This is a genomic window from Paeniglutamicibacter gangotriensis Lz1y (genome assembly GCF_000348945.1).
GTDB lineage: Bacteria > Actinomycetota > Actinomycetes > Actinomycetales > Micrococcaceae > Paeniglutamicibacter > Paeniglutamicibacter gangotriensis.
Genome location: NZ_AOCK01000011.1, coordinates 144,806 through 167,912, shown reverse-complemented (window position 1 = coordinate 167,912; position 23,107 = coordinate 144,806). Strand labels below are relative to the sequence as shown.

The 23,107-nt window shown below is 65.6% G+C and carries 21 protein-coding genes; 12 read left to right on the top strand and 9 right to left on the bottom strand.

The genetic code is table 11. The features are described 5' to 3' along the window. Positions 1-155: 155 nt before the first annotated feature. The 3 genes from ADIAG_RS16840 to ADIAG_RS16830 all read right to left on the bottom strand — a co-directional run bounded on the left by ADIAG_RS16840 (position 156) and on the right by ADIAG_RS16830 (position 3,407). A complete protein-coding gene (locus ADIAG_RS16840; RefSeq protein WP_007272635.1) occupies positions 156-1,019 on the bottom strand; it encodes a hypothetical protein in 864 nt (287 codons plus the stop codon). Positions 1,020-1,113: 94 nt separating this feature from the next. Then, positions 1,114-2,136 carry an LLM class flavin-dependent oxidoreductase gene (locus ADIAG_RS16835; RefSeq protein ID WP_043475664.1) on the bottom strand — a complete coding sequence of 341 codons (1,023 nt, stop codon included), beginning with the start codon at positions 2,134-2,136 and terminating at the stop codon, positions 1,114-1,116. Between the two features lie 56 nt (positions 2,137-2,192). Next, entirely contained in the window at positions 2,193-3,407 is a 1,215-nt protein-coding gene (locus ADIAG_RS16830) for an MFS transporter (RefSeq protein WP_007272633.1), read from the bottom strand. 189 nt (positions 3,408-3,596) lie between these two features. On the opposite strand from ADIAG_RS16830, the gene ADIAG_RS16825 reads away from it, so the two are divergent. From ADIAG_RS16825 to ADIAG_RS16815, 3 genes are read left to right on the top strand one after another with little or no spacing between them, the layout of a single operon-like run. Beyond that, on the top strand, positions 3,597-4,922 hold the full coding sequence (locus ADIAG_RS16825) for an MFS transporter (protein ID WP_235045947.1): 1,326 nt from the start codon (positions 3,597-3,599) through the stop codon (positions 4,920-4,922). Next, positions 4,919-5,599: a FadR/GntR family transcriptional regulator gene (locus ADIAG_RS16820; protein ID WP_007272631.1), complete on the top strand. Its 681-nt coding sequence runs from the start codon at positions 4,919-4,921 to the stop codon at positions 5,597-5,599. Before ADIAG_RS16825 ends, ADIAG_RS16820 begins: the two co-directional genes overlap by 4 nt. Positions 5,600-5,655: 56 nt before the next feature. Continuing rightward, entirely contained in the window at positions 5,656-6,483 is an 828-nt protein-coding gene (locus tag ADIAG_RS16815) for a shikimate 5-dehydrogenase (protein WP_007272630.1), read from the top strand. Positions 6,484-6,604: 121 nt separating this feature from the next. Here ADIAG_RS16815 and ADIAG_RS22265 read toward each other — a convergent pair whose 3' ends face one another. From ADIAG_RS22265 to ADIAG_RS22570, 5 genes are all read right to left on the bottom strand, one after another. Beyond that, the gene (locus ADIAG_RS22265) at positions 6,605-7,126 is read right to left on the bottom strand and encodes a calcineurin-like phosphoesterase C-terminal domain-containing protein (protein ID WP_007272629.1); all 522 of its coding nucleotides are present in this window, start codon (positions 7,124-7,126) and stop codon (positions 6,605-6,607) included. 9 nt (positions 7,127-7,135) lie between these two features. After that, a complete protein-coding gene (locus ADIAG_RS22260; protein ID WP_007272628.1) occupies positions 7,136-7,861 on the bottom strand; it encodes a metallophosphoesterase N-terminal domain-containing protein in 726 nt (241 codons plus the stop codon). Positions 7,862-7,965: 104 nt separating this feature from the next. After that, entirely contained in the window at positions 7,966-8,139 is a 174-nt protein-coding gene (locus ADIAG_RS21695) for a hypothetical protein (RefSeq protein WP_007272627.1), read from the bottom strand. Positions 8,140-8,720: 581 nt separating this feature from the next. Further along, positions 8,721-9,092 carry a GNAT family N-acetyltransferase gene (locus ADIAG_RS22575; RefSeq protein WP_321162837.1) on the bottom strand — a complete coding sequence of 124 codons (372 nt, stop codon included), beginning with the start codon at positions 9,090-9,092 and terminating at the stop codon, positions 8,721-8,723. 258 nt (positions 9,093-9,350) lie between these two features. Next, positions 9,351-9,509, bottom strand: coding sequence for a hypothetical protein (locus ADIAG_RS22570; protein ID WP_321162836.1), 159 nt, complete (start codon positions 9,507-9,509; stop codon positions 9,351-9,353). Between the two features lie 271 nt (positions 9,510-9,780). Between ADIAG_RS22570 and ADIAG_RS16795 the strand changes: the two genes are divergently transcribed. From ADIAG_RS16795 to ADIAG_RS16755, 9 genes are all read left to right on the top strand, one after another. Beyond that, complete coding sequence (locus ADIAG_RS16795) at positions 9,781-11,250, top strand: helix-turn-helix domain-containing protein (protein WP_007272623.1); 1,470 nt, start codon at positions 9,781-9,783, stop codon at positions 11,248-11,250. 102 nt (positions 11,251-11,352) lie between these two features. Continuing rightward, positions 11,353-12,249, top strand: a complete 897-nt coding sequence (locus ADIAG_RS16790) for a universal stress protein (RefSeq protein WP_007272622.1) — start codon at positions 11,353-11,355, stop codon at positions 12,247-12,249. Further along, positions 12,236-13,774: a MocR-like pyridoxine biosynthesis transcription factor PdxR gene (gene pdxR, locus ADIAG_RS16785; protein WP_007272621.1), complete on the top strand. Its 1,539-nt coding sequence runs from the start codon at positions 12,236-12,238 to the stop codon at positions 13,772-13,774. Before ADIAG_RS16790 ends, pdxR begins: the two co-directional genes overlap by 14 nt. Before the next feature lie 125 nt (positions 13,775-13,899). Next, positions 13,900-15,081 carry an alanine racemase gene (gene alr, locus ADIAG_RS16780; protein WP_007272620.1) on the top strand — a complete coding sequence of 394 codons (1,182 nt, stop codon included), beginning with the start codon at positions 13,900-13,902 and terminating at the stop codon, positions 15,079-15,081. Positions 15,082-15,238: 157 nt separating this feature from the next. Beyond that, entirely contained in the window at positions 15,239-16,630 is a 1,392-nt protein-coding gene (locus ADIAG_RS16775; protein ID WP_007272619.1) for an aspartate aminotransferase family protein, read from the top strand. 29 nt (positions 16,631-16,659) lie between these two features. After that, on the top strand, positions 16,660-17,673 hold the full coding sequence (locus ADIAG_RS16770; protein WP_007272618.1) for a phosphotransacetylase: 1,014 nt from the start codon (positions 16,660-16,662) through the stop codon (positions 17,671-17,673). A gap of 79 nt (positions 17,674-17,752) precedes the next feature. After that, positions 17,753-19,312 (top strand): APC family permease, encoded by a 1,560-nt coding sequence (locus ADIAG_RS16765; protein WP_007272617.1) that lies wholly within the window; start codon positions 17,753-17,755, stop codon positions 19,310-19,312. A gap of 98 nt (positions 19,313-19,410) precedes the next feature. Next, the gene (locus ADIAG_RS16760) at positions 19,411-20,490 is read left to right on the top strand and encodes a YeiH family protein (RefSeq protein WP_007272616.1); all 1,080 of its coding nucleotides are present in this window, start codon (positions 19,411-19,413) and stop codon (positions 20,488-20,490) included. Positions 20,491-20,673: 183 nt separating this feature from the next. After that, on the top strand, positions 20,674-22,137 hold the full coding sequence (locus tag ADIAG_RS16755) for a protein adenylyltransferase SelO (protein ID WP_007272615.1): 1,464 nt from the start codon (positions 20,674-20,676) through the stop codon (positions 22,135-22,137). 493 nt (positions 22,138-22,630) lie between these two features. Here ADIAG_RS16755 and ADIAG_RS16750 read toward each other — a convergent pair whose 3' ends face one another. Continuing rightward, positions 22,631-23,053, bottom strand: a complete 423-nt coding sequence (locus ADIAG_RS16750; protein ID WP_007272614.1) for a DUF1801 domain-containing protein — start codon at positions 23,051-23,053, stop codon at positions 22,631-22,633. Positions 23,054-23,107 lie beyond the last annotated feature (54 nt).

Here is a 23,107-nt window from a genome sequence, read left to right as displayed (position 1 = left end):
CGGGCCTTGCATCAGGCCAAGAATTCCCAGGAGCGCATGATCGTCGCCGCGTTCAACACCGGTCCGGTCGTCGATCTGGCGGTGACGAAAGAGCCCGCCGCGAAGAAGCATCCTGACCCGCGCAGGGGTCGTTTCCCCTGGTGGCAGCCCTTGCCTCATGCGGGTGTGTGTCTGCCCGGCGCGGTGCCCGGGGCAGGGCCCGGATTCCAAGTTCTTCGGGCCTCGAGATACCAGAAGTACAAAAAGAGTGCGATCTCGTACCACTCGATGAAGAAGACCGCCTGACTGACTCCGAGAGCGGCCAGCACACCCCAAGCCACCACTCCCAGCGCCATCAGGATCAGCAGCCCCGCGTAGTGGGTTGCCCGCCCGCCGCTGGTGTCGGTATCACCAAGACTGCCGCTGCCTAAGTGGCTGGCGATCGCGATGCCCATGCTGATAAGTAGGAGCAAGGCTGCGGACAGGTGGACACCGGCGAAATCCTTGCCCTCGAGCGTCCTCCACAGCAACAGCACTAGGAAACCCGCCACCAGCAGCGTGCTTGCCGCGGCCAGCCAACGCGATCCCGTGCGCCGCAGCAGGGAGCTCGGAGACCAGCTGCGGGTCTTGAACTCCAGCCATGCGAACGCCACCGCAACCACCAACACCGCCACCACGGAGACCTGGATCGAGCGGATGAGCTCACGTTCCGCCGTGGGGTCCAAGGTGCTCAGAGTCTGGCCTAGTCCGGCCGGGACGAAGGCCACGAACATCGCGTAGAAGCCGGCAAGGTTCAGCGCCTGGTCCTCCAGTGGCGGCCCCTTGTAGATGACCAGCAGTACACCGGTGGAGACCATCATCGCCACGAACAGGTTCCGGGCCGGGCCGAGGTAGTAGGAGCTGATCGAGTCCCCGATGCGTCCGGTCCACCAGGTGTACAGGGCGATGGCCACCAGGAGCAGGAGCGGAATGACCAAGAGCATCAAGCGCAGGTAGCGCAGCGTGTCCCGGCCCTGGTTCTCGTCATCAGGAGTATGCATGCCTGATTGTGCAACAGCAAATAGACCGTTGGCTAGGGCCGGGAGGTGCCGGCGCGGCGTTGAACCAGCAAGGTTCCGCCCGCCGGCGGCGGGATTAGCGCCAGCCTAGTAGCGGTGCCACGTGAGTGAGGATCGATTCGATCACGTGGGAGTTGTACTCGACACCGAGCTGGTTCGGGACCGTGAGCAGCAGGGTGTCGGCAGCGGCGATGGCCTGATCCTGTTCCAGCATCTTGGCCAGCTCGTCGGGTTCCCCGGCGTAGGATTTGCCAAAGACCGCGCGCGTCTTTGCGTCGATGTTCCCGATCTGGTCAGAACTGTGGCGGTCGCGGCCAAAGTACTGCCAGTCCCGGTCTTCGGTCAAGGCGAAGATGCTGCGGCTGACCGAGACGCGCGGTTCACGCCTATGCCCCGCATCCTTCCACGCCTGCCGGTACAGCTCGATCTGTTCGGCCTGCTGAACATGGAAGGGTTTGCCGGATTCATCGTCCTTGAGCGTGGAGCTTTGCAGATTCATGCCCAGCTTCGCGGCCCACACGGCCGTCGCATTGGATCCCGAACCCCACCAGATGCGCTCGCGCAGACCTTCCGAATGCGGCTCCACGCGCAGCAGACCCGGAGGGTTGGGGAACATTGGATTCGGGCTCGGCTCCGCGAAACCCTCGCCCGTGAGAACCTTCAGCAGGCGTTCGGTATGTCGCCGACCCATGTCCGCGTCCGACTCGCCCGCGGCGGGGGAGAAGCCGAAGTGGCGCCAGCCGTCGATGACTTGCTCGGGTGAACCACGGCTGATGCCCAGCTGCAGCCGGCCGCCGGAGATCAGGTCGGCAGCGCCGGCATCCTCGGCCATGTAGAGCGGGTTCTCGTAGCGCATATCGATCACGCCGGTGCCGATCTCGATGCGGCTGGTTTTCGCCCCGATCGCTGCGAGCAGCGGGAACGGGGAGGAATGCTGTTGGGCGAAGTGGTGGACGCGGAAGTGAGCGCCGTCAGCGCCGAGTTCCTCGGCCGCGACCGCCAGCTCGATGGCCTGCAGCAATGCGTCAGACGCGCTGCGCGTGGCGGATGACGGGTGGTCGGTCCAGTGGCCGAATGACAGGAATCCGATGTTCTTCACAACGTAGGCCAACACGGCGTCCACCTGCTCTATTCCCGGTAGGGCACGGTGCCGGCTCAACGTCGGTCGGTCAGGCGCACCGCAAGTAGGGATCCGATGCTAAAGGAGAGGGTGGCTGCAAGGATCAGCAGCAGCGGTGCGTTCCAGGCCCCGGTGATGCTGTTCAGCCAGCCGGCCAGTGGCGGGGCGCAGGTGGCCGCGAGGTAGCCGCCGGCCTGGATGCGGGCGGAGGCGCTGGCTGTGTCGGCGTTGTTGTGGGCGACACGGGGAATGATCGAGAAGATCGCCGTAAATCCGCCACCCTGGGCGATGCCGCCGATGATCGCCCACAGCACGAAGGCCTCGGGGGCAACGATCAGTCCGATCGGCAGGGTGACCCAGAACAGCGCGATGACGGCGGTGGCGATCCACAGCTTTGTCCGTGCGGCCAACAGCGGGACCCCGAACGCCCCGATGACCGCCGCGATCTGGAACAGCGAGGCCGTCGCGCCGGAGGATGCTTGGGCCAGCCCCCGGGTGTCGGATAGCAGCAGGGGCAACCACGCGGTCGTTGCGTAATACGCGGCGGACTGCCCACAGAAGGCGAAGACCAGCAGCCCGACGACCCGGCGGAAACGGGTTCGCTCCGCGGGGGTGCGTGTGCTTGCGGCGGTCGCCTCGGAACCCTCGGGCAGCGCCGGGTCCACCGGGGCGAGTGCGGCAGCGGATTCGCGGGGCGTGGGGGCAAAGCGGCCGCGCCGTTGCCGCAGCAGCCAATAGGCCAGTCCTGCGGCAGTCACCACGCCCCAGGCAGCGATGGCCCAGCGCCAACCGACGAGTCCGGCCAGCGGCGCGGTGCCCAGCAGTGTGGCCATGGAACCCACGTTCATGGTGGCCGAGTAGGCGCCGGTGACAGCGGGGATCTTGTTCCACGGAACATCCCTGCGGATCAACACCGGTACCGCGATGTTCCCCAGGGTCATCGCCGCACCTATCAGTACGGTTCCGGCCAGCACCACCGAAGAGGGGCCCGTCGAGCGGATGACGGTTCCGGCCAGCACTCCTGCCAGACACAGGATGATGGTGGCCTCCGGGCCGAAACGGCGGATGCTGCGCGTGGCCAGCGGGGTGGCCAGTGCGAACAGCAATACCGGCAGGCCCGTCAACAGGCCTGCGCCCACGGCCGAGAGTCCCGTGCCGGCTTGGATATCGCCGATCACTGCGGTGGGGGCGATGATCGGTGCCCGCAGGCTCAAGGCCACGACCACGATGCCCGCGATGACCCACGGCAAGGCGGTGCGTGGGGACGGGTGGCGGTGCGTGGCGGTGCTCCTTCGGATTTTTCGGTGATGACGGGAGCGGCTGAGCGTGCAAAGAAGGGATCGTGCTGTCAGCTTATCGGAGGGTGTCCGGGCCGCCGTGTGGCGCTATGCGACGCACGAAATTCGACGTAACAAACGTCAGACGTCTAATGTTTAGTGGTGAGTTCAGAGACAACCAGAAATCCGCCCCACCCGCTGCAACCCGCCGAAGTTCTTGCCGAAGCGACAACCGAAGTGGAAGCCATGGTGGCGGCCCCGGCAGCTGTTCCGTTGCCGGCGACCCGAAGCAGTTGGACCACCGGGGCGCTGATGATTGCCGCGGTGGTGCTGGTTGGACTGAACCTGCGTGCCGGGATCGCGTCCGCTGCACCGCTCTTCCACGACCTGGAAAACCTGCTGGGCTATGGCACCCTCGTGGCCTCGTTGTTGCCCACCATCCCGGTGCTTTGCTTCGCCTTTGCCGGGGCGGGAACCGCCTGGCTGGTCAAGCACACCGGACTGGAACGTGCCATCGGGATCGCCTTGTTGCTGCTCACCCTGGGGCTGGCGGTCCGCGCCTTCGAATCCACCTGGCTGCTGTTGGCCGGCACCGTGCTGGGGATGTGCGGGCTGGCCATCTGCAACGTGGCCATGCCCTCGTTCATCCGTGAGCACCACCCGCAACGCACCGCCTCGATGACCGCCACCTACACCGTGACCATGTCGGTGGGTGCCACCAGCGCCGCGGCACTGAGCGTGCCGGTCGCTGCGAGCCTGGGCTCGCCCACGCTCGGGCTGGCCGCCTGGGCCATCCCGGCGGCCCTGGCCCTGCTGGTCTTCCTGCCGCTGGCCATTGCGGGAAGCCGCAAGACGGGCCCCGCGGGACCACACGTCTCCCCGTGGCCCATGCTGGCCACCCGCAAGGGACTGCTTTTCACTTCGATGTTCGGCGTGCAGGCGCTACTGGTCTACTCGCTGCTGAGCTGGTTGCCGCACATTCTGATTTCGCGCGGATCGGACCCTGCCACCGCGGGCTTCATGCTCGGTCTGGTTCAAGCGATCAGTATCCCCACCGTGCTGCTCTTGCTGTGGATGGCCTCGAAGCCGCGGTTGCTGCGCCCGGCGTTCATGCTGACTTGTGGGGCCGCAGTTGCGGGGTTCCTGGCCCTGTTGCTGCTCCCGGTCGAATTCTCGGTAGTTCCTTCGGTGCTCACCGGATTGGGGCTGGGCATCTTCCCGCTGCTGATGCTGATGATCAGCCGCAGCGGCAACAACGCCGCAGAGACCACGGCGCTTTCGACGCTCGCCCAGTCCGTCGGTTACCTGATCGCCGCGCTGGGTCCGTTCGGGCTCGGGCTGCTGCAGGGCGTGCTTGGTTCCTGGACCGTTCCCCTGGTGATCCTTGTGGGTGTCACGCTGCTCCAAATATTCCTCGGCTACCGGATCAGCGGTTCCGGGCGTCCGCCATCCGAGCCCCTTGATCCGGAAACGGTAGGTCCACGATGAGCGTCCCGGGTCTGCGTCCGCCATTGGCCGTCGAAGTGGTCGCCCGGCTGCGTGAGGCAGTCGCCTCCGGGCGTTGGGTGGTGGGGGAGAAGATCCCACCCGAAACCGAACTGGTGGCCGAGCTCGGCGTCTCGCGCGGCACGCTGCGCGAGGCGGTGAAGGCGCTGGCGCATGCCGGATTATTTGAGGTCCTTCGCGGGGACGGCACCTACGTCCGGGCCACCAGCGAGATCAGCGGCACTGCGCAACGGGTCTACCGGGAGCACACAGACGAGGACGTGCTGCAGGTGCGCTTTGCCTTGGACACCCAGGCCGCCCGGCTCGCCGCCGCCTCGGCCACTCAGGGCATCGTGGCCGAGCTGCGGGACTTGCTGGAGCGTCGGCGCGATAGCTGGGCCGCCGAGGACTACGCGGCCTGGTCCGCAGCCGACTGGGCCTTCCACCTGCGGGTGGCCGAGGCCTCCGGCAATGCGCTGCTGCACGAGCTTTATGACAGTTTCGGGGACGTTTTCCACGGGACGAAAATGGTCCAGCGGCTCGAAGCGGGTTTCGATGGCGCCCTGACCACTGGCCACGAGGAACTTCTCGAGGCGATCGAGGCGGGGGACGGGGACGCCGCGGTTGCCACCGTCATTGCGAACCTTGACTACTGCATGGGTTGGATGCCGGGGCGTTAGATATACGAACGGCGGCGGTGCGCCGCAGCCCGAATGCCGCCGGATTAGACTGAAGCATGCCGATTCTGAACAAAGACATGACACTCTGTATTTCGTTGGCTGCGCGCCCCAGCAACAACGGGACACTGTTCCACAACCACCTGTACGACCAGCTGGGCCTGAATTGGATCTACAAGGCCTTCGCCCCCACAGACCTGGCCCAAGCCATCTCCGGCGTCCGCGGGCTGGGCATCCGAGGAACCGCCGTTTCCATGCCCTATAAGGAAGCGGTGATCCCGCTCGTTGACCATCTGGCCCCGTCCGCCGCGGCCATCGAGTCGGTGAACACCATTGTTAACGACAACGGCGTGCTCACTGCCCACAACACCGACTACACGGCGGTGGTTGAACTGCTGCGGACCCACGAGGTTTCTCCTGCACTGCGAACCGTGGTCCGGGGCTCCGGTGGCATGGCCAAGGCAGTGGTGGCAGCGCTGCGGGACTCCGGGTTTGGCGACGTCGTGGTGGTGGCCCGCAACGAATCAGCCGGGCGAAAGTTGGCCGAGGCCTATGGGTTTGAGTGGGCACAAGAAACCGTCGACGGCGCAGAACTGCTGATCAACGTCACCCCTATCGGCATGGCCGGTGGCCAGGACGCGGATCGGATGCTCTTTACACCGGAGCAGGTCGCCGCGGCCCAGATGGTGTTCGATGTGGTCGCCATGCCGGCTGAGACCCCTCTCATCCGTACCGCGCGCGACGCGGGGAAGCCGGTGGTGACAGGTGCCGATGTTGCAACGCTGCAGGCCGTGGAACAGTTCGTTCTCTACACCGGTCTGACGCCTACCCCGGAGCAGGTGCACGCTGCACGTGACTTCATGCTGGTGCAGACACAACACTCCTGACATCGAGCATGGGAACTGCAACCGGGCACGGTCGCGGGGCCGCCGAACAAGCAGCGGCGGTGCGCCGCGACCCGAAGGCCGCGACGCACCGCTGGCGTGTGTGAACGTGTGAAGCAGGGAGTTACTTGGTGACTTCGAAAACCAACGTCTCGGTGAACTTTCGGCCATGCACATCGGTCGAGGTGACCTTGGCGGTGTGCTCTCCGACCTCAAGATCGGCGGGCAGGGCCAAGCGCCACAGGTGCATGGAGCGATCGGCAAGTCCACCACCGTGGACGAATTGCTCCATGATGGCCACGGGGTCCGAATACTCGGCGCCGATGAGCGGGTCCTCCCCGCGCAGCTGCTGGGTCCGTGATGCAACAACCGGGCCGCCCCCGTCTATCGCAGCCTCAACCGTGGAGCCGGTGGAACCCATCCAGAAATTCGTGGTCAGCCACGCCTGTTCGGCCAGTTCGTCTCGCGACACCTCCAACGGGTTTTCCAGCTCGTCAGCCGAACTCCGGGGTTTAGTGATGTTCTCGGCGTACCAGGCCCTGTACTTCGAGGTGTTCAGGCTCAGCACCATCTGATCCGAACCGTCGCCCCCGCGCGTAGTGAACCGCTCCGTGACCAACATGTTCTTGATGTCTAGGGTCAGCACCCCGGGCAGTCACCGTGCCGGGCCGTTGAGCATGGAAGTCAGCTCGCGGGTCTGGGTGAAGACCGAAAGGTCGTCCCCGACCAGGTCGCCGATGAAGAGTGCGCCGCAACCGGCGTAGTCCTGGCGTGCGGCGAGGTCCGCGAACACTCCGTTGCGGGCGAACTCGACCTCTTTCTGATTGCAGGACTGGATATCGGCGCCGATGGCGCAATGCTGCCCGGGCGACTGGGTCAGCTTGCTCGCGGCCAGCGGGAAGTTCACTGCCTGCGGCAGCTGGCCGGTGGGTGCGATCCCGCCGTACGTCAGCTGTGGGGATCCTTCGGGCAGGTGGTTGTAGAAGAATTGGGCGACGTTGTTCTCGTCGACCGGAACCTGGTAGCCACGCGGCTGGGTGACGAAGACGGTCATGTTTCCAAAAGCCTGCAGCTCGTAGCGGTCCTTCGCATCGGTCGTGGCGATTTTGCGTCCGTTGGACACTTCCACGCCGTTTAGGCCCCGTTGATTGCCGTCAAGAACGGAATTTTTGTTTGTATCGTCGAAAACGACGTCTTCGAGGGAATCTTGGTTGTTGGCGCCCTTGGATTCAACCGCGTCGACGGCTCCGCGGTAGGCGCCAGCCTCCCAGTCATCCTGGGCGGGGGGCTGCCCCGGCGGAGGCGGAAAGCATCGTGCCCGCGGCGAGCACCGGGCCACCGCTTCCTGGAAGACCGTGGTGGCGGTGTCCGGACCAGACATGGCGTCGTGGGCCTGTGTAGCTTGCTACGTCGCGGTGGCGGGTTCGCTGTGCCGGCGCTTCCACAGCGAATGCGCGATGGTCGCGGCCACGGTGAGCACCGAGCTCACCAGTAGCCCATGGCCAAAGGTGTGGCATACGCCCCTGTCTCGGCCAAGGAAGCCGTGGAGAAGTTGCCCAAGGAGCCACCCAGGAACAGCGATGCCGCGAACAAGGACAACGTTGTGGCACGGACTTCGAGCGCATCATCCGTCGCCCAGCCCTGCAAGGACGAGTGCATAACGGCGTTTCCAGGGCACCTTCGGTGCATTCATCTACGGTGTCGCTGGGTTCCTGCTGAAACGCTATCCGCCGCAACATCGACGGATGTTTCGATTTTTGTTGTTGCTTGATCGTTGGAGGACAGCCCGGCAAGAGGAAAGAAACGAGTCTCGACTCCGAGGGACTTCTGGTTCAGCGGTTCCGCAGGCGATGAGGAATCTTGCCGCCCGGAGAGGTGCCCAGCAGCCCAGCAACTTGCTGATGAATCCACCGATTGGGCCGGAATTCCCCAGGTGGCCCTTGAACTCCCATAGATCTGCTGTTGCGTCAGTTAACCGTCCGCCTTCGCCATAGAGGACGTGCCGGGTTCCCGGCCGGGAATCTGGGCGTCGGCGAGGTTGGGTATTCCAGGGCTCCAAGCCGATCCATGCAGGACGGTTGAGCCCAGCCGCGTGGTGTCCCTTGCCGGGTCCGCAGAATGTCCTGGGGGCGTGATGCATGGTGATCGCCCGTTCCCTTTCAGTACTTCAATTCCAGATTCCCGCACCCCGAATGAGCCCCGGAATCTTCTACTCGTTCAAGCGGCCGAGGGGCGGAACATCAGCGGGACCAGTTGTATGGCGTCGTTGTCGACACCTTCACCAAGCCGGAGCGTTCCAGGATGGGTCGCGAGTATTCAGTTGAGTCGCTGTGGGCCAGTGTTTTGCCTTGGGTGAGTGCCGACTGTGCACGCGCCGCGGTCAGCGCGCGGTAGATGCCGCGCCCACGGTATGGCTCCAAGACGGCACCGCCCCAGATGCCGGCGAAACCGGTTCCGGGCACCGGCTCGAGTCGGCCGGCACCCACCATGCGACCAGCCGTCTCGGCCACCCACAGCTCCATGCCGTCGTTGCGTGCGAGACGGGCAAGAAGCGCGTCGGCCTGACGGGTGCTGGCCGGGTCGCCAAACGCCTCGTCAACCATTTCACTCATGGCGCGCACCTCGGCGTCCCTCGTGACTTGCCGCAGGTGGACCCCGTCGGGCGTTGGCGCATCGGAACACAAAGCCTCAAGCGGACCGATCATGATCGACTCGGGCTCATTCGGGGTAAAGCCATGGGCCAGCAGGGCCTCGTGCAGCCCCGGAGCATGGTCGTGGCCCCTTGCTTTTCCATTCGATAGTGGTGATCTCCGGGTCCCGGCGGAAATGCTCCAGCGACCGCCGACGAGTGCGCTGATTCCGTCTTCGTTCTAGGAGCCCAGATCCCGGTAGGTGATGAAGCCGCGTCCACCGGCAAACGTCGCCAGACGCAGGACATCCAGCTTCTCCACCTGGATGGCACTGGGAGTCTCGGCGTCGGTGCGCAGCTGATCGTTGTAGGCCTTGAGGTATTTATTGGGCTCTGCCATCGGGTTCATGCTTGCAGGGCCGCGCCTCCGGGACAATCCCCTGCTGGGAGGAGGCTCCCGGATCGGCGAATCCTTGGGCGAAAGCCATGAGCGGGGGGCAAAACATGGTGAAAGCCCCCGGGCACGGCACACTGTCGATCCAGGGGAAGAAATTGCTGAAGACGTGCATTTGGTGCTTCCTGAACGATGCCGCTGGGTGAAGCGACGGGAAGATCTCCGATTCTTCGCGTACCCTGAAAACGTGAGCACCCCCACATGGAACCGGCCCGCGATGCCGGAGAAGCACATCCTGTCCCCGGAAGACACCGAGGAACTGGACATCATTTCCCTCGGCAGGCGGATACGCCACCTGCGCAAGGCCAAGGCGATGACCCTCGATGACCTCTCCGAGGCCGTGGGCACCGCGCCAAGCCAGCTTTCATTGATGGAAAACGGCAAGCGCGAGCCCAAACTAAGCATGCTCAAAACCCTGGCGGGGATCTTCGGCGTCGGGCTGGATGAGCTCCTGGGCTCCGAACCGCCCACCCGGCGGGCGGCCCTGGAAATCGAGCTGGAGCGCGCCCAGCGGGGCCCGCTCTACCAGGCACTTGATCTGCCCAAGGTGCGGATATCCGCCCGGCTGCCCATGGATGTGCTCGAGTCCCTGGTCGGGCTGCAGGGAGAGCTGGAGCGCCGGCTCAACGAGCAATCGGCAACGCCGGAGGAAGCCCGCCGAGCAAATGCCGAGCTTCGCGGCGAGATGAAGGAACGGAACAACTACTTCCCGGAGATTGAGAAGGAATCTGCCAGGCTACTCAAGGCCATCGGGCATGCGGCCGGCCCACTGTCGCACCACCAGGTCGCGGACATCGCCACGCACCTGGGTTTTTCGCTGCACAACGTCTCGGACCTGCCGCACTCCACCCGATCGGTGACGGACCTGAAAAACATGCGCATCTACCTCACGCAGTCCCAGCGCTCGGAACATTCCACCCGCTCGGTGCTGCTGCAGGCCTTTGGCCACCACGTCCTGGGGCATAGGACTCCGGGCGACTACGCCGAGTTCCTGCGTCAACGGGTGGCCACCAACTACTTCGCTGCCTCCCTGATGATGCCGGAAAAGGCCACGGTCGACTTTTTGCAGCGCGCCAAGAGTGCCCGGGAACTTGCCGTCGAGGACATCCGCGATGCCTTTGCCGTCTCCTACGAGACCGCAGCCCACCGCTTCACCAACCTGGCGACCGAACACCTGGGCATCACGGTGCACTTCCAGAAGGTCCACGAATCGGGCATCATCCACAAGGCCTACGAGAACGACGGGGTGAACTTCCCGATGGACCACACCGGTTCCATCGAGGGCCAGACGGTGTGCAGGCATTGGACCAGCCGCGAGGTCTTCGACGTGGCCGACCAATTCAGTGCCTACAACCAGTACACCGATACCACGGTGGGCACCTTCTGGTGCACCGCGCGCACCGAACGGTCCAATGCAGGGAAGTTTTCGCTGAGCATCGGGGTGCCGTATGTGCATGTGAAGTGGTTCCGCGGGCGCGACACCACCGAACGATCCACCTCAACCTGCCCCGACGATTCGTGCTGCCGCCGTCCGCCGTTGGCACTGCAGCAGCAATGGGCGGGGCAGGCTTGGCCCAGCGCCAGGGCACAGACGCATCTGCTGGCCGCCATGCCGCAAGGTGCCTTCCCCGGGGTGGATGAGACCGAGGTATATTCTTTTCTGGCCCAGCACTCGGGTGACCGATAGTGACTCTCGTCATATGCCAGTCATTCTTTCCGCAGCGCGACGCGAACTGGTAGGCATGAGGGGATTACCCAAACCGACTCCCAATGAAGAGGAACGCACGCCATGAGGTATGTCGTTGGATGCACCGAGGACAAACGCGGACGCGAGGCGATTTCCCTGGCGTTGGCGCTTTCCCGATCCCTAGCCGAGCCCACGAACGCCGAGCTCGAGCTGGTCCACATCATCCCGGGCGTTCCGCCGGCGGAGGCGGCCACCCGCAATGAGCGCGTGTATCAGGAATTCCTGCAGCAGGGCGCCCAGAAATGGATGGACCGCGCGCTGGCTCTTGTGCCCTCCAGCATGAGCGCGCGTACCCACATACGCTTTGCGGCGTCGATGGCCGAGGGGCTGCTCGAAGCCGTAGCCGTGTTCAGAGCGAACCTTGTGGTGGTGGGCGCGGCCAGTAGTGGGCCCCTGCGCCGGTTCACGGTCGGCTCAGTGGCCAATGCCCTGCTGCACTCATCTCCGGTTCCGGTGGCGTTGGCGCCCTCGGGATACCTCCCGCCCCGGGAAATTACCCGCATCACGTGCGCGCTGGGCACCCGTGCCGGTGCAGACTCGGTGCTGGAGGCCGCCGTGGATGCGGCCGCCGTCCGCCACGTTCCGCTGAGGTTGGTCTCCCTGGTGGCCATGGATGGCGAGAAATACCGCGGCGACCGGATTGATGCGGCACGCGTCCACGCACGGAAGACCCTCGAAACCGCCATCGCGGGCGTGCGGAACCGAACAATCGTCACAGCCGACGTTGCCCAGGGCCGCTCGACCGAAGCCGCCGTTGAAGCCCTTGACTGGGACGAATCCGAGATCGTCCTGCTTGGTTCGAGCCGCTTGGCGGAGCGGAGCAGGATTTTCCTAGGATCCACCGCGAACAAGATGTTGCGCGCACTTCCGGTTCCCATCGTGGTTGTCCCGCGCTTCTATGTCCTCGTCCCGGCGGACGCCCACCATGGATATATCTAGGGACCGGCGTCTCCCGGGCCCGGACGCCCAGCGGCAACCAGCGGAAGCATGCGATGGGGTCAGGGCGCCCATTGCGGTATCCACGGAATCCGCTGAGCCGCTCTATCGGCAACTGCGTCAGGCGCTCGAGCACCAGATATTCTCCGGTTCGCTCGTGCCGAACCAGCCGTTGCCGTCCTCCCGGGAGCTGGCGCGCGAGCTCGGCCTCTCGCGAAACACTGTCAACGCTGCCTATCAAGAAATGCTGGCGTCGGGCATCATCGAGTCGCACTCGAGGCGCGGCTACTTCATCAACACCGAAATGCTGCGCAAAGCCGTTCCGGCAGGGCGCCCGGCACCGATGGATGCTTCGGCGATCGACTGGTCCCGGCACATCCGGCCCCGAGAGGACGCGGGCATGCCGGAAATCACCAAGGTGCGCGATTGGTCGGCCTACCCGTATCCATTCGTGGCGGGTCAGGTCGATGTGCGCGACTTCCCACGCCTGGCCTGGTCGCGGGCGTTGCGAGACTCACTGGATCCACCGCATCTGTTCTACTCACTGCGTGACTCGGTGGACGAAGACGACCCGTTCCTGATCGAGGAACTGTGCAAGCGGGTACTGCCGGCCCGCGGCATCATCGTGCAGCCGGAGAACATTCTGATCACCGCCGGCTCCCAGCAGGGCCTGGACCTGTTGGCGCAGACCATGATGGGACGGGAAACCGTGGTGGGAGTGGAAAATCCCGGCTACGTCGACGCCCGGCACACCTTTGCCCGCACCGGGGCCACTTTGCGCCCGCTGGCCGTGGACGAGCACGGACTGGTGCCGCCGGATTCGTTGGGCGAACTGGACCTGCTGTATCTGACCCCAAGCCACCACAGCCCCACCAATGTCACGCTCTCGGGAAGCCGGCGGCGGCAAATCCTGACCGGCACACGGCAGGCAGGGGCGCTGGTCATCGAAGACGACTACGATTCCGAGTTCCGCTACCGTGGCAAGCCCACCCCGGCGCTCAAGGCGCTGCCCGACTCCGAACACGTCATCTATCTCGGATCGTTCACCAAATTCCTTGCGCCCGGCCTGCGCATGGGCTATCTGGTGGCCGAATCGGAGCTGATCACCGAGCTGCGGAACCAGCGGCGCTACAAAATTCGGCATATTCCCGGACACCCCCAGCGGGCCATGGCCCTGCTGATCGAATCCGGACAGTACCACCGCACCATTTCCCGGCGGCGCACCCAGTTGCAGCGCAAGTGGCAGGTGCTCACCGAAGCGCTGGAGGACTTCTTGCCGTGGAAGATCACCGCGCCTCCGGGAGGGGTGAGCATCTGGATCCAGGGACCAGCGGACCTGGACTGCGTGGCGCTGGCCGCCGCGGCACTTCGGGCCGGGATTGTGATCGAGCGAGGGGACGTGTTCTTCGACGACCCGGCGGCAAACCGCAACCACTTCCGTCTGGGGTTCGCCGCGATTCAGCTGGAGGCCATCCGTCCCGGCATCGAGGAACTGGGCCGGGTCATCGCTGAGCTCGACGCGCAGTAGCGTCCCGCCGCGGCCCGTTGGACCCATGGAAGCACCCCCGATCTGGATCTGGGCCAGCGGCCATCGGTGAAGAAGAGTTGAATCCAACAACGCTAAAGTGCATCCAGGACGAAGGAGTCCACGCTATGAACCGGTCCAGCACGCTCGAAAACACCACCGCATCCGCGTACCGCAACGCCGAGGGGTTCGTCCCGCAACGCGCCGCCTACATCGAGACCGCCGCAATCACGGCCAACGTCCGTGCCCTGCGCAGAGCTGCGACGGGGTCCAAGCTCATGGCGGTACTTAAGGCCGACGGCTACGGGCACGGCATCGTGCCCGCGGCACTGGCTGCCCTGGAAGGCGGCGCCGATTACCTCGGTACGGCGGTGCTCGAAGAGGCCTTCGCGGTGCGCGCCGCCGGAATCACTGCCCCGTTGTTCTCCTGGCTCTGCGCGCCCGGGGCGCCATACGCCCGAGCCATCAGCGAGGACATCGAACTTGCCGCCTACTCGCTGGGCCAGCTGCGGGATATCGCCGACGCCGGTGCGCTGGCCGGAATGGTCCCGAGGATCCACCTGAAGATCGACACCGGGATGTGGCGCGGCGGGGCCGCGCCCTCAGACTGGCCGCAGCTGTGTGCCGCGGCCCGAGAGCTTGAAATCGACGGCAGAATCCGGGTGCTGGGCGTCTGGTCCCATCTGGCCTGTGCCGACGAGCCGGGCAACGTCTCCGTCCCCGCGCAGTTGGAGGTCTTCCGGGTGGCGATCGCCACCGCCCGGGCGTTGGGGCTGGAGCCACAGCTGTGCCACATCGCCAACTCCGCCGCGACCCTGGCGAGCCCCGAAGCGCACTTCGACATGGTCCGCCCCGGGTTGGCCGTCTACGGGGTGAATCCGCTGGCCGAGGAAGACCGCGGAAGCTGCCCGGCCCTGCGTCCGGCCATGACCCTTGGTGCCGCGGTCGTGCAGACCAAGCGCGCCCCGGCCGGGGCCGGGGTGTCCTACGGGCACACCGAAACCACCGCGCGGGAGACCACGCTGGCGGTGGTGCCGCTGGGCTACGCCGACGGCGTCTTCCGAGGTGCCAGCTCCGCGGGCCCGGTGCGGATCGGGTCCCAGGACTACCGGGTGCTGGGCAGGGTCTGCATGGACCAGTTCGTCATCGATGTGGGAGACGACGCAGTTGCTGCGGGGGACGCGGCGCTGCTCTTCGGACCGGGGGATTCCGGGGAGCCGCATGTGGAGGCGTGGGCCCGGGCCGCGGGGACCATTCCCTACGAGGTGCTGACGCGCATCGGGTCCAGGGTGCCACGGATCTACTTGTAGGCAGCTAACTGGTACCTAAAAAGGGAAGCCAATTTGGGTCTGGGAAAGGACCCAGCATGCGGGCAGAGTGATATGCACCACAGCAAGACATGGGTGGCGAGGACCGAAGCGAGGTTGCTTCGGGTCCTGTCAGGAAAACTTTGAATGGAGGGGTCCCGTGACCAACTCAGATATCCGCAATCGTGCCCAGCGGCATCTTTACCCGCACTTCACCACCGGCCAGGTGTGGAACGACCCGAACCTGCCGATCATCACGCGGGGCGAGGGAAGCTACCTTTTCGATGAATCCGGCAATAAGTTCCTGGACGGGTTGGCCGGACTCTTCTGCGCCAACATCGGCCACGGACGCCAGGACATCCCGAAGGCCGCGTACGAGCAGATGTCGAAGTTGGCCTTCTGGACCAACTGGGGCTCGGCACACCCGGCCGCCGTCAACGCGGCCACCGCGATCGCGGATTTGGCCCCCGGTGACCTGGACGTTGTCTTCTTCGTGAACTCCGGCTCCGAGGCCGTCGAATCCGCCATCAAGTTCGCCCGCCAGTACCACCGCAGCCAGGGTGAACCCGAGCGCACCAAGATCATCGCCCGCGACATGGCCTACCACGGCACCACCCTCGGCGCCCTGGCGGTCACAGGTATCCCCGCCTACAAGGAGGCCTTCGGCACGCTGATGCCCGGGGTCTTCCACGTACCCCATACGCTCGGCGAGGTCGTTCCGGAAGGCGGCTCCGCCGCGGACCTTCCCTCCGTCCAAGCCATCCGCGAGGTCATCGCCCGCGAAGGGGCGCACACCATCGCCGCGCTCTTCGCCGAGCCGGTGCAGAACTCCCGCGGCGCGCTGGTCCCGCCGGCCGGTTACTGGCAGGAACTGCGCTCCATCTGCGACGAACACGGCATCCTGCTGGTCGCCGACGAAGTCATCACCGGATTCGGCCGACTCGGCGAGTGGTTCGGCAGCATCAAATACGGCGTAGTCCCGGACATGATCACCTTCGCCAAGGGCTCGACCTCCGGCTACGCACCGCTGGGCGGGGTGATCATCCGCAAGCCATTGGCCGACGGCATGCTTGCTTCCCCTTTGGCAGGGATCTTTAGCCATGGGGCCACCTGGGGAGGGCACCCGGTGGCTACGGCCACCGCCGTCGCCAACCTGACGGCACTTAAGGAAGAAAACGTCGTGGGAAACGTGCGCAGCCTCGAACCGTACTTCCAAAACGGACTGGATGCGATCGTTGCCGCTCACAGCAGCATCAGGGAATACCGCGGGGCCGGATTCTTCTACGCCATCGAGCTCATGGGCAACCGGGAAACCGGTCGCGAGCTCACTGCCGAAGAATCCAAGGCCGTCCTCACCCAGGTGATGCCACAGGCCATGCGCGAGGTCAATCTCATCACGCGCCCGGACAACCGCGGTGCCACGATGCTGGTGCTCTCCCCGCCGCTGGTCGCCGATCAGGACGTCCTTGACGACCTGTTGAACAAGGTTGATCACGTCATGGGCGCAGTGGACAGCTACCTCAAGGCCCCTGCCGCCCTGGCCTCCGTCTAGGACCGAAGGCAACAAGGAAACCAGAGTAGATGACCATTTCACCGGTGCGGCCCCAGGGGGTCGACGAAATCATGCTGGCCCGCTTCATGTCCGGCCACACGGCCGGCGCCTCGGGCCGCATCATCCTGGCCGACGGGCACGACGCGCGGGCCATCACCGCAGCGGGGGTGCTCAACGAGATCGGCATGGAAGTCATCCTGGTCGGTGAGCGCGAGGACATTGAAGCCCTCGCGTTCACCGGGGGTGTCACGCTCACCGAGGCCACCACCATCATGAACACTGCCGAACTGCGTGAAGGGGCCGCCGGAGCCCACCTGACGGGAATCGTCGCGAAGCTCGGTGAGGCCAAGACCGCCGGGTGGATGGACGATCCGTTGTCCCTGGCCGTCGCCGCTGTTCCGGCGGGGCTGGCGGTGGCCGCTGTCGCCGGGGCCACCCGGCCGACCTCCGACGTTTTGCGCGCAGCCCTGAGGATCGTGGGAACCCACGAGAAAGGGGGCACCATCTCTTCCTCGTTCCTCATGCGGCTGAACGACGGACGCTACGTGGGCTACGGCGATTGCGCCGTGATCCCCACCCCGAATTCCACCCAACTGGCGCAGATCGCCACCTCTACAGCCCATACATTCGCCACTCTCACCGGTGAAGAACCGGCGGTCGCCATGCTCTCCTTCTCCACTGCCGGCTCTGCGGAACACGAGAGCATTTCCGCCGTCCGCGCGGCCACGACGTTGGCACGTGTTGCAGAACCGACGTTGCAGATCGATGGGGAACTGCAATTCGATGCGGCACTGCTTGAATCGGTGGCTGTCTCCAAAGCCCCAGCGTCATCGGTGGCAGGCCACGCCAACGTTTTCATCTTTCCCAACTTGGCCGCCGGAAACATTGGGTACAAAATCACCCAACGCCTCGCCGGCGCCCAAGCCTACGGCCCGATCCTGCAGGGATTGGCCGCACCGATCAACGACTTGTCCCGCGGCGCAACAGTGGCCGACATCGTGAACGTTTCACTGATCAGCATGATGCAATCCCAGAAATCTTGACCCCGACAGGTCCGCCCGCCAGGGCGAACCGACAAACCCCTATGGTGACGCAGGCGTCGCCGTGCAGAACGAGGTTAAAATGAAAGCCACAACAGATAAGACGGTGGTAACTCCCATGGCTTCGGCTTCGCCAGGTCCGGACGACGGCCAGCCGGAGCGCTTGGCAAAAACGCTCAAGGCCCACTGGGTCTGGGCCATTGCCCTGGGTTCCGCCGTGGGCTGGGGTGCGTTCATCCTGCCCACCGACTGGCTGGCCATGGGTGGGCCGCTCGGGGCGATCTCCGGCTTCCTGATTGGCGGTGCGCTGATGGTGCTCATCGCCGTCAGCTACGGATTCCTGATCAAGTCGTTCCCCGTCTCCGGCGGCGAACTGGCCTTCGCGCTGGTCGGCTTCGGCCGCACCCACGCCTTCTTCTGCGGCTGGTTCCTGACCCTGGGATACACCTGCATCGTGGCGCTGAACGCCTCGGCGCTGGCGTTGCTCTTCCGCAAGCTCATGCCGGATGTGGTGCAGCAGGGCTACCTCTACACGGTGGCCGGCTGGGATGTGTACCTGGTGGAAATCCTCATCTCGATGACTGCCCTGGCGGTATTTGCGTACCTGAACATCCGCGGCACCGCGTTGTCCGGGCGCATCCAGTTCATTGCCTGCGTCATCATGCTCATCGCCGTGGTCTGCATCCTGGCGGCCGTCATCGCCAGCCCGCAGGTCATCTTCGCCAATGCGGTGCCCGCGTTTCCCGAGGGCGTGAACCCGATTGCCGCGATTGCCGCAATCGTGGCAATCGCACCGTGGGCCTTCATTGGTTTTGACAACGTGCCGCAGGCCGCAGAAGAATTCGATTTTCCGCCGGCCAAGGCCATGAAGCTGATCGTGCTGGCGCTACTGGCCGCAGCGCTGCTCTACGCGGCCATGATCGCCGCGGTTGCCATGTCCGCACCCTGGGAGGCCCTCGTGGCTGGCGACTCCGCATGGGGCACCGCCGACGCGTTGACAGGTGTCCTGGGTGGATCCGGAATGTTGCTGCTGACCATTGGCATCACCATGGGCGTGAGCACCGGCCTGAACGGCTTTTACGTTTCGGCCAGCCGCATCCTGCTGGGCATGGGCCGGGCACAGATGGTTCCCAAGATGTTTGCCCGCCTGCACCCCAAGTACAAGACCCCCTACGTCGGAGTCATCTTCGTCGGAGCTGTCTGCTTGATCAGCCCGTGGTTCGGCCGTGCGGCACTGACCTGGGTCGTGGACATGTCCGCGGTCGGAGTGACCGTCGCCTACCTCTACACCTGTCTGTGCGCGTTCAAGATCTTCCGTCCAACCAACTCCATTGAACGGCCCGGTGATCTCGAAGGCACCCGTTCGACCTCCAAGAAGGTGCTCAGCGCCATGGGTGCCGTCACGGCACTGGTCTTCATGGCCCTGCTGCTGATCCCGGGATCCCCGGGGGTGCTGGGCAAGGAATCCATGACGGCGTTGGCCGTCTGGACCCTGCTGGGCGTCGTGTTCTTCATGGTGCGCCGCAAGCACAACAAGACCCTGTCCGATGAACAGGTCGACGTCCTGGTGCTGGGCGCTCCGCGTCCGGAAGGCACCAAGTTCAAGGCCTCGGCCGCCGGCGGAAAACTGACATCCGGGTGAGCCTCGGGGCACACTGGTAACCATAACCAATGCGTGGTTCGTGGTGCGGCCACAGGCCGCACCACGACCGCGCCTCTTTTCCAAGGAGCTTCCCCCTCATGGCCAACCAAACACATGAACCGGTGGTGCAGTCCAAGGGTCCAGGTTCCTCCCCCGCGGGCAAGGCCCGCTCCTGGACTGTGAAGCACTGGGCCGGACTGGCCGCCTGTGCCTTGGCCGTTCCGCTGTCCTTCGCTGTGCACTTGCTGGTCCCCTCCATTCCGGTGATGACCACCGCGGTGGTGCTCGGTGTGCTTTCGGCCAACATCCCGGGCCTGTCCGGACTGGTGTCGGGACCCTGGAAGGCCGGGCTGGGGTTCGCGGGCAAGAAGCTCATGCGCGCCGGCATCGTGCTGCTGGGCCTGAAGCTGAGCATCGTCGACGTCCTGGAACTGGGCTGGGCAACCTTCGCGGTGGTTGTGGCGATCGTGCTGCTGGCCTTTGGCGGAACCTACCTGCTGGGGAAGGCGTTCCGACTGCCGGGGGACCAGCCGCTGCTGATCGCCACGGGCTTCTCCATCTGCGGCGCCTCGGCCATCGGCGCAATGAGCGCGGTGCGCCGGTCCAAGGAGAAGGACACCGTGATCCCGGTAGCGCTGGTGACCCTGTGCGGGACCCTTGCCATTGCCGTGCTGCCGTTGCTGATGGTTCCGCTGGGCCTGGGCCCGGAGGCCTTCGGCACCTGGGTCGGAGCGTCGGTGCACGATGTCGGCCAGGTGGTGGCCACCGCGCAGACCGCGGGGGGTTCTGCCCTGGCCATCGCCATCATCGTCAAGCTCACCCGCGTGCTGACCCTGGCGCCGATGGTTGCCGCCGCGGGCATCATCAGCCGCCGCACCAACCACGGAGCTGGCTCGGAAAGTGAGGGGCTGAAGCTGCCTCCGATCATTCCCGGGTTCATCATCGGGTTCGTGGCACTGGTGGCCGTGCGCTCGATCTTCGACGTCCCAGCCGAACTGCTGGATGCCGCCACCATCGTGCAGGACATCGTGCTGGCCGCCGCGCTCTTCGGGCTGGGTTCCGCGGTGCGGATCAGCCAACTCTTCGCCTCAAAGGGCGCCTCGATCCTGATGGCGCTGTGCTCCTGGGCGCTGATCGCGGGCCTGGGCTACGCGGGGGTCCTGCTGCTGCAGCTCTAGGGCAGGGGTTGCAAGAACCGAGCCGAAGGGCTCGTCTGCCGGGATGGTTTCCGGCGGAGGAGCCCTTCCCTGCTTTTCGGTATGGTGATGCGCCGGAGGTCAGGGGGCGTCTTCGACGCCGTGGCAGTTGCCTGCTTCCGTCTTTCCCCGCGGACCGCACCATATCGAAGGTACGCTTGAAAGATGAGTGTCGACGCACAATCCACCGTCTTCCTGGACGGCCAATTTGCCCGTGAACTTCCCGAACTGGCCGTTCCCTGGCAGGCGGAACAGGCTCCGGATCCGCGACTGGTCGTGCTCAACGAGCCGCTGGCCGCCGAGCTGGGCCTCGACCCCGAGTCCCTGGGCAACGCCGAGGGCCTGGGGTTGCTGATCGGTACCGCGCTGCCCCATGGTGCCACTCCGGTGGCGCAGGGCTATGCCGGCCACCAGTTCGGCTCCTACTCGCCGCGCCTGGGCGACGGCCGGGCGCTGCTGCTCGGCGAGATTGCCGATGCCGAGGGCCGCCTGCGGGACCTCCACCTCAAGGGCTCGGGGCGCACGCCTTTTGCCCGTCGTGGTGACGGGCTCGCCACGCTCGGCCCGATGCTCCGTGAATACGTGATCAGCGAGGCGATGCACGCCCTGGGCATTCCCACCACGCGCTCCCTGGCCGTGGTGGCGACGGGACGGCCGGTGAGCCGCGAGAGCATGCTGCCCGGAGCGGTGCTGACCCGGGTGGCCAGCAGCCACCTGAGGGTGGGAAGCTTCCAATATGCCCGGGCCATGGACAATCAGGACCTGTTGCGCCGCCTGGCCGACCATGCGATCGCGCGCCACCATCCCGGAACGGCGGAGGGCCAGAACCCCTATCTCGCCCTGTTCGCAGCGGTGGTCGCAGCCCAGGCGTCGCTGGTGGCGCAATGGATGCTGGTGGGTTTCATCCACGGCGTCATGAACACCGACAACATGACCATCTCGGGGGAGGGCATCGACTACGGGCCGTGCGCCTTCATGGACGTTTTCGATCCGGCCACGGTCTACAGCTCGATCGACGAAGCCGGGCGCTATGCCTACGGCAACCAGCCCCTGGTGGCCCAGTGGAACCTCGCCCGGCTCGCGGAGGCCCTCCTGCCACTCTTCCACGAGGACCAGGAGCGGGCCGTTGCCCTGGCCCAGGAATCCCTGGGCGCCTTTCACACCCGGTACAGCGCCGCGTGGCTGGCCGGAATGAAAACCAAGCTCGGCCTGGCCGACGGTCTCGACGATGAATCAGCGACGTCACTCACCGGGGAATTGTTCACCCTCCTGCAGGAGGCCCGCGTGGACTACACGTCCTTCTTCCGTGCCCTGGGCACGGCCGCGCGGGGTGAGGCTGAGTCCGCGCGCTCCATGTTCCCCGTCCCTGCCGCGTTCGACGCCTGGCTGGAACGCTGGCGGGCCCTGGAACCGGACGCTGACCTGATGGACCGGACCAACCCCGTCTACATCCCGCGGAACCACCTCGTCGAGGAGGCGCTCGCCGCCGCCGTCGACGGCGACCAGGAGCCGCTCTCGCGGCTATTGGCTGCGCTGAGCACACCTTTCCAAGAGCGTCCCGGCCTCGAGCGGTTCGCCGTCGCGGCCCCGGAAGGCTTCGGCCCCTACCGGACCTTCTGCGGAACCTGAGCCTGAAGACGGGCCATGCAGATCCTGCCCCGCCACGACTCACTGCCGTGGCGTCAGGCATTCCGCGGCGGATCCTGTTCTACGCCGGTTCCACCAGCGAGACCGGCGCGGACGCGCCGTGGCCGCACCGCGCGTCCGCGCCAAAGCCCAATCGCGCCGGCGGCACACCGTCGAGCCTGGCGTTTGCGAACCTGGCGGTTTCCCGGGTGTCGAAGCGGACCAACACAATGTGCAGCGGCCAGCCAGACCGGGGGGAGGCCAAACCGGCTTGGACGGGAACAACAAAGGCAACGGGGACTTATGCACCCAGATTGCGGGTAGGCCCACGCGCATGGCGGGGCCACGCACCGGCTGCCCGTGAACAGTTCCGGTACTGAACGAGGCGGCCAACATGGCGTTCACCTTCACGACGTCCGAATGTCGCGGGCCAAGCTGCCGTCCCCGCGTTATTTCGATCGTGCCACCTCCGCGGCTGTTCGAGAACGTGCGGTGTTCAGCGCCCCGGCGACATCGTCTCGGCGAGCGAGTGCACCAGCAATTCGCGCAGCGCGCTGCGGTCCACCCCGCTCAAGCGGGTGAGGTACAGGCAGGCCTTGGACGCGCGGTGCGGCCCGAGCCGGTCCAGTAGCTCCGGCCAGCGTTGGGAGAAATCGTTGACGAGGTAGATCGTGTGCTTTGTCGGTCCCGGCGCGAAGGCGAGCAAGGGGGAGCGTCCCGAGTGCCCGCTCGTGTAGCGGTACTCGTAGTCTCCGAAGCCGATGATGCGCCCGGCCCACACGACCGGCGTCTCGCCGCTGATCCCGCCGAGCATCGCGAGCAGTTCCTCGGCTTCGGCGCGCCGTGGCCCCGTGGCCCGGTCCAGCACCTGGGCAACCGGCAGGTCGGACGGCGACATTGCGGGCAGTTTCGCGGCCATGGTTCTCCTTGCGATGGTGCTGGGGAACCCAGCGTACCCCCGGTCCGGTGAAGC